General features: G+C 57.3%; 1 protein-coding gene. It reads left to right on the top strand.

The annotated features are described in order from the left end of the window. Window positions 1-5457: 5457 nt before the first annotated feature. A complete protein-coding gene (locus V2B23_RS29095) occupies window positions 5458-5715 on the top strand; it encodes a hypothetical protein (RefSeq protein ID WP_033236862.1) in 258 nt (85 codons plus the stop codon). Window positions 5716-7358: the final 1643 nt, after the last annotated feature.

The raw sequence follows: 7358 nt of genomic DNA, 5'->3' as shown, positions 1-7358 counted from the left end.
TGAATGGGCCGTCGGAACCCGTGGTTTACCGCGGTAAACTCCCCCCACTCGGCGAACCGAATCTCACCGCACCCTGGTTTACCACGGTAAATATCTGTGCTATCCATTTCTGAATGGGCCGTCGGAACCCGTGGTTTACCGCGGTAAACTCCCCCCACTCGGCGAACCGAATCTCACCGCACCCTGGTTTACCACGGTAAATATCTGTGCTATCCATTTCTGAATGGGCCGTCGGAACCCGTGGTTTACCGCGGTAAACTCCCCCCACTCGGCGAACCGAATCTCACCGCACCCTGGTTTACCACGGTAAACTCCGAAGGCAGTATCGACCGGCACATCCACGAAAATATGTCCACACCCTCATTGGCCTGTCTGCGCCGCCAAAGTTTCACCTCCAGTTCATTCCACTAGGGCACGTCTGACGACTACACAAGGTGCCCCCCCATATCCGGCATTTCGCTGGTGCGAGGTTCTGTCGGGTCACTCAAGGATGTCTGCGGCAGAATGTTGTGTTGCTTACTTGCGGCCGAAAATACGCTTAGGGTAGCGGTAGAACTAACCGATCCAAGAGAATCTTCTCAGACCAATTCTCCTATGAGACAACAACAGTCAAGAATATAGTCGCCTCCGATTTGAGACTGAACACGCACATAGTTGAATTCTGGCTGTTATCAACATGATTGCGCGTCCTCGTGATTCGAGAGTCGGAAGTTTGATTGGATTCCATTCTGTAAGAATGGGTTTCATGACGATGATACTGGCGGAAGCAGCAGTTGTCGGAGGAATCATTGTGCTCGCGACTTTCCGGCGACTGTCGCTCGGATAAGCGCTAGGGCAGCCGCTCGAATGGACGGAGAAGCAACACGTTGATTCCGAGCCGCGGCCTCGTTTGCCGCAGTCCGTCGATCTTCGTCGCGTTGGTTCTTGGCAGCGACAGCGAGCTCGCTTGGGGAGGGGACAGACCAGTTGATACGGGCTAGGCGCCAGTGCAGAAATCGGACCGGATCTTTCAGGTCAGAGGTGTTGGGCCATATCCAGCCTCGCAATTTGGTGTCTTCGGTGAGGGTCCGGGCGATATCTCGACCCGACCAGCGGTTGGTGTCAATCGAGTGGCGGATGAGGGCGTCGCTAATCACTCCGATGTGCCCGGGGGGCATCAGCGCGGGCGCGTATTGAATTAGTTCGGCTGCTGCTCGCTGAAGGTTGAGGGGCTTAGGCTTGCGGGTTTTGAATTTCTTCTGGTGGCCGTTGCGCGTGCGCGCGTTTGTGTAGTTCTTCCTAACGGAAGAAGAAGAACTAAAAGCAAGTACAACAGATAGGGGGTCAGGGATGTTTGTTTGTGGATAAGTTCCGGTTGGAGTGTGGTCGAATTCTGGGGCCTGTGGGGTTGTTTGTGATGAGGGTTCAATTGGGGCCTTTGGTGAAGTGAGACGTCGAAGTACCGATTGGGGTGAGATGAGTGCCCAGACGCTCGCTGCGCGGGTTTGATGGCCGCCGTGGTGTGCTTCGGCGGCCCAGCATTCGATGGTACGTAGGAAGCGTCCTCGGGCCATTTCTTTAGCGACGTGGAGCGCAGATAGAACTCGTCGGGCGCGTTGCACTACAGAGACCGAGGTTCCGGTTCGTTCGGCGAGCGCGGTTCGTGATGCGGCGACGCGTCGGCCCGTTCGCTGTTCGGCGAATCCTGCCATGGTGACTGCGACTGCGAAGACGCGTTGTGGGTCGACTTGATGTTGGCGGCAGGCTTCTGCGCCGGTGGGAGTATTCAGAAGCTCTCGAACTTGGCGTTGCCATTTGGCTCTACCCGTCCATATGGGGGTTCGCGCTTGTTCTGTGTGATCTACGGGTAGGCACCAGGATTGTCCGCGTTGTTCGCTGTCCGTGTTAAGTGTGGTGATTTGGTTGATGCGTTCTTCCGCGCGGGCGATCGAATCGGCAAAATCAGGGTTGGATATGCCCGGTACGAGGGCGTTTGTTGCCGATATCACTCGAATTTGGGCGGAATAGCTGTTTTTTTGTTGAAGATAGCTTGAAACAGATTCAGGGCATGGGCTACCCTGAGACGTACCTACCACGGTGAGTCCCTTCGGGGAGAGCAACAGATGAGGCAGAAGGGCCAACTTCGGCTTCATCAAAAAGAAAATTAGACAGAAAAAGACTGATCGGCTTTTTCTGTTTAAGATCCAAAATTGATCGGCAAATAACCCCCTCGTGGGGGTTTACCGATTTTGGATTTATGATATGTAGTTATGCGTTTATTACTGTGCAGTAACTTAGGTCTCCTCACTCTTTCTGAATACAATTCACCCCATATCCCATCACAAATACCCGCCCCAATGGTGGAACGACGCGTGGTGTGTTTTAACACATCAAAATGGGGTAAGAATGTCTCCGATTACCGTGCTCGCGCCTTCTGAATGCCAAACTCTCTGAGCAGTCCCCATTTGTAACGAAAGACTGATTACCCGCACCCGCCGGCGCTACAGCATCCTGTGATTGCTCAGTCTTTCACTGATCGATGGTGAGACCGAGTTTCGGCACGAAGTCGATAATCGTGTGCACAGGCGTAGTGCTGAACGTCGACGTCTATGGGCTGTCGAGGAATCTGGTGCTCGACCGTTTCAGCAACCACCGTTCCTGCTGCGCTCGATCCGCCTCCCCCACCCCCCAGTCGCACCGTGTCGATAGCGGGCAACCTGTATGCAGAAACCAACGGCACCCGGTCGGTGGCGGTATTCCTTGAACGGCACATTCGGCGGGACACGCCGACAGAGTCAGTGGGATGAGCTGCACGAGTGGCCGATGTGCGGCGCTTCGGTGATGTTGTTTCGTGCCGAGCTTTACGGATTTGGGGCGTCGATGTGCGACGCCGCCGGGCCCGCGGGCCGCGGCAGATGCGGCAGTCGGAAGATCCTGCGGCAACGTCGTACCAGTAGATCTGCTCCTCAGCAGTGCTGCAACACTTCAACTGTCGGGTCCACGGGTCGTCGATCCTTCGAGTCTCGCGTTTACTACGAGGATTTGTACCGACGTCCCTAATTTCCCTTCGCACGCTTCACACCCAACCTCGACGTTCGCTGGGTCCTCGGTCACGCCATGGACGACGGATGTCGACATACGTGCCAGCCGTCCTGACCCGTCCGGAGTGCGACGGGACCCGATGCTACGAACCACCGATCGCATCGCTGCACTACGCGAAATTGGCCCAGGGGGCTCGCGAGCCGAAGCTGAAACGTCCGCTCCACTGAAACGTCCGCTCCACTGAGACTTCCCGAACATAATGCCACCGCACTATGGTGTCGGGATCGCACACAGTCATCCTCGAGCTTTCCGACTCGGACAGGCCACCCGCAACGTTCGAACGAAGATAGGGAGCGTAAGACACGCACGGTCAGGGCACTACTCCTGCCCTCGCCATCCGACATTCATGTTGCCGCAGTTTGGATCCGGGACGACTGAAGCGGATTGGTGACCCCGGGCACGGCTTGTCGGCTAGAAGCGACAGTGCCGAAAGCGATGTTCGAGACGCACACAGTTCTTACTGTCACGGTAGATCGCCGACTCCCGACGGATCTACCGGGCAAGGCGTCGCGGATGGACCGTACCGGCGCACCTGTACAAGCCTCTGCGTATCGACATGCCATACCGGGAAGAATTCGATCCGCGGTGGAAGACATCGTCGATCTGCCGACCGTTGCTCAGCTCTACCTCGACCCTCGATGGCTCGAGCGGCTGACAGTCACATCCTCGGTAACCCGAAAGATGTTTTATATCAGTCATTTTCGACGTCAAGATGCGATCTGATGGGTTGCTCGATCTCCTGATTGCCCGCCGTCATCGGACCCTTTCCATCGATCGCACGACATGCGGCATCTCGATTGTCGTTTACACGTCGGCTGCGTCTTGGCGCCCGGGCTGTACAACATCGCCCCGGTAGTCGAGTAGCAGGATCTTCGACAGAGTTTGTAGTCCGAAGCGTACTCCACGAGATAACGGAGTGTGACGCGATGACGCTGTCTTGGAGAGGAAGAGGTGGGATGTGGCCTGTCTCAGGTGTTCTCGCTTCGCTGACTCAGCAGGGCATGAAAGCGGTCTTGAACTCGGCGGCTGACATTCAACAGTGAGGTCGACATTCCCGTGCTCGGCGCTTTGGTTCGCGACAGAGTCGCCGGGTACTTCGTCATAGGCGCAACGTGCCATAAGAACGCCCACCGCCACCATCAAGGCCCTTGGCGAAGTGCTTGGTTGCAACTGCTTTCCGCGACTACGACGACCCAGAGAGTGTGGTATCGGCCGTGCTGCGGCTGCCCCGCCAGCTCTCATTTGGCCCTGGTGAGCAGGCCGGAGATACATGACGATCTACTGTCTGGACGTTGCCGACATCATGGACTGTGGACACCACGTGCAACTCCATCTCGATCTGGAAGCCCAGGTACGATTCGAACATCAATTGGCGGATGCCGTTATCGGTGAAGTCGAATTCGATTCGCTGACAACGCATACGGATACCGAAACAGCCATGCGGCCTGCTGGATTCGAACCGACGTGGGTGGTCTCACCTCGATTGATGTCCTGCACGTCGACCGTTTCGTTGTTCCCGGGTGCCTCACCATACCTGCCGGGTTGCCGTTTCTCTGGTCCGCCGGGCTTCATCCTCGTCGCCTTGCCGGACGTGCGGCTCGCACCATGCCCCTGCCGCATTGACGGCAGAGATCGCCTGCAAGGTTCGTAGTCTCCACCAAGCAGCTGTCCGTCTCGGCTTTGGCCGGCAGGAAATGGCGTTGTGATGTTCGACGGCAATCTGTTTCTGACGAAGGGTGTCGAAACGATCGTTGAACGGTCATGCACGTGGGCAGTGCGTGCAGTTCGTGCAGCGAATGCGACGCGCAAAAGTAGCGAGAAGTTCTGCAGCACAGTCAGTTTAATCAAAGGCTCATGTTTCTGCCGACCGTGCGAAGCGGCCCCGCATATGCGTAATGTGCGGAAGTGGCACCTCTGATCTTCACTGCCATCTCACGTCTCTGCGTCCGCGGAGCTGAACGCCATGTTTTGATGTCCTCGACCTTCGCCTCCGCAAGGCCGTCACCCGACTCGCAATAACTGGCGACAGCGCGCAGTCGGAGAGCCCTCATCACGACACGGGCGAAATGAGTGAGATTCCAGGGAGTGCCGGCCTCCGGTCGCCGGAATTGCTCTAGCTGAGTGCGCTTTACGTGCGTGCCGTAGCCACTCGCCTGGCCGTGCCAACCCGTTGGGCCTGATCGGGACAAGATGTTTCGCAGGTGGCAAACCTGCCGAGGGTTTTGCCCAGTTGCGGTCAGGAGCCGTCGATTTCGCTCGGCAGTGTTTTGGAATGAGCCTAGAAATCGGTGAACCCCGTGCGCCTTCCGAAACATGCGACACACCGAATGGGCGCGCCTACCCGTATCAGTTACAGATTGGTTCTAGTCTTTCCTCATGGCACAGCACAATAAGGGACCTCGCGGACACATCGCGACTCGTGCTCCCCTCAAGCAGCACAAGGTGTACGAGGATCGGGCCGCCGAACTCGGGATCCCTGCTGGGGACTATTCCGTGCTCATCTTGGCCATCACACACGGACTGGACATCCCGGACTACATCAGCGACAAGCTGCGTCCGGATCAGCTTCGTTTGCTCGAAGTCGAAGCTGCGGGTTCGTTGCAACGCATCGAGCAGCTTGCGATCGGCGCATGAACTACCCCTAGACAGCGAACAACCCCCAGGGCTTGGCGGCATCGGGGGCTGTCCGTTTATGCGGTTGCGGGAGCTTCCCAGTTCCCTGACCACCACTAACCCGGTTAAGGAAGAGGCGGTGCTTATTCGATGATATCGCAGAAACATAATTCCGCCATACACATAGGCGTCTCAGCGGTGTCTATTTCAGCACACCGACATCACAATTTGGTCTGGATGATTTCCGCATCACACTGCGTGGATCAGCGAATTTCTGTGTCTTCCCAGGTCAGCGCCGTGCCCATGAAGGCACCTTCCTGCTGCCGGCGGATCCGATCCTTGTTCCGACATTCTGCTGGTCCGCGCACATGTGTTTCGTGGACTCGCGTGAACGGGGGCTGCCTGTAGCTAGTGGCAGAGGAGGGATCTCGATATCCAACTACACAGCGCAGACCTCTCGAAACACACAGGCCCCCGAAGGGGGTGATCTGGAGCGGACCGCATCGCGGCGAATAAGGACTGGCAGGTCCTTGACGGACTGAGAACTGGCAGGTTCTCGGTCATCTGTTCTCGAAACGTTCTCGAGAGGTGAGCTTCGAAAGTTGACGCTTTCTCGGCTCGAACTGCATCCCCGGAAAGGGACTACCTATGGCAGGTATGTCTCAGGGTAGCTCATACCCTGAATACGGATCAGCAAATTCTCTATCACTCGTTTTGGGCGTGTCGCGCGGCACCCCCCCTGTTCCCGACGTTCCCGCCGTTTCGTCGGCCGTCGTCGACGAATGGGAGGCCGCAGTCAACGCGGCAGTCGCACGTGTCGCCCACATTGAAGAGACGACACAGCAACTGAACAAGGCCTCTGAACAGCGCGGATTCTCCTGGGCGTTACCTGTGGAACCAACCGAACAAGCCCGGGTCCCTGTGTGGACATCGCGCAGTGAATGGCTCCGTCAATTTCGGTATCACACCAGTTCTTCTGCGGGTAAGGCTTTGTGTGCGCGCAGGCTGATCAGGCCCGACAAGGCGTATGTAGTTGCCGAGGCACACGCTCATTTCGCAGAGTCCCGGACAGGACGCGGAGTGACGGCATCGAAATCAACGATCGCGGCGCGCGCCAAAGTCAGTGAATCTGCTGTCAATCGAGCACGTCGCGTCCTTATCGACCTAGGGATGGGTGTTGAGCACGTCCGGGGTCGAAAGCTGAGAACCATCGAATTTCTTGCAGCAGAAGCGCACCACGGAGGTCAACAGCGCCGCGCGGCGTCAACGTGGGCCTTGTCGTCCCCCCGATCAATCGTAGAGTCAACACCGCCAACCAAATCACTGAAGGATCGACCCTCCCGGGCGGCTGAACGGACCTCCAGATATCGGAACCGCAATTCCCGGCGCTGCCGTTTCTCCGCCGAGTATCCGCCGTCCCAGGTTCCGTCAGTGACGACTGTCGCTGACACCCTATCTAGAGGTGGTCCTTTATCTTGTGAAGTTCTTCCGTTAGGAAGAACTCACCAAAGCGCAAGTGCGCGAACACAACCGCAAAGCAAGAAACCCAGCGGCGGCTACGGTTGTCCTCGGCCCCTCCAACTTCAGCGAGCAGCCGCTGAACTCGTCAAGCATGCGCCCGCTCTCGCACCGCCTGGCCATATCGGCGCGGTTTGCGATGTGTT

Source organism: Rhodococcus sp. 24CO (genome assembly GCF_050586165.1).
Classification (GTDB): Bacteria; Actinomycetota; Actinomycetes; order Mycobacteriales; family Mycobacteriaceae; genus Rhodococcus_F.
This window is presented reverse-complemented; position numbering and strand designations above follow the sequence as displayed.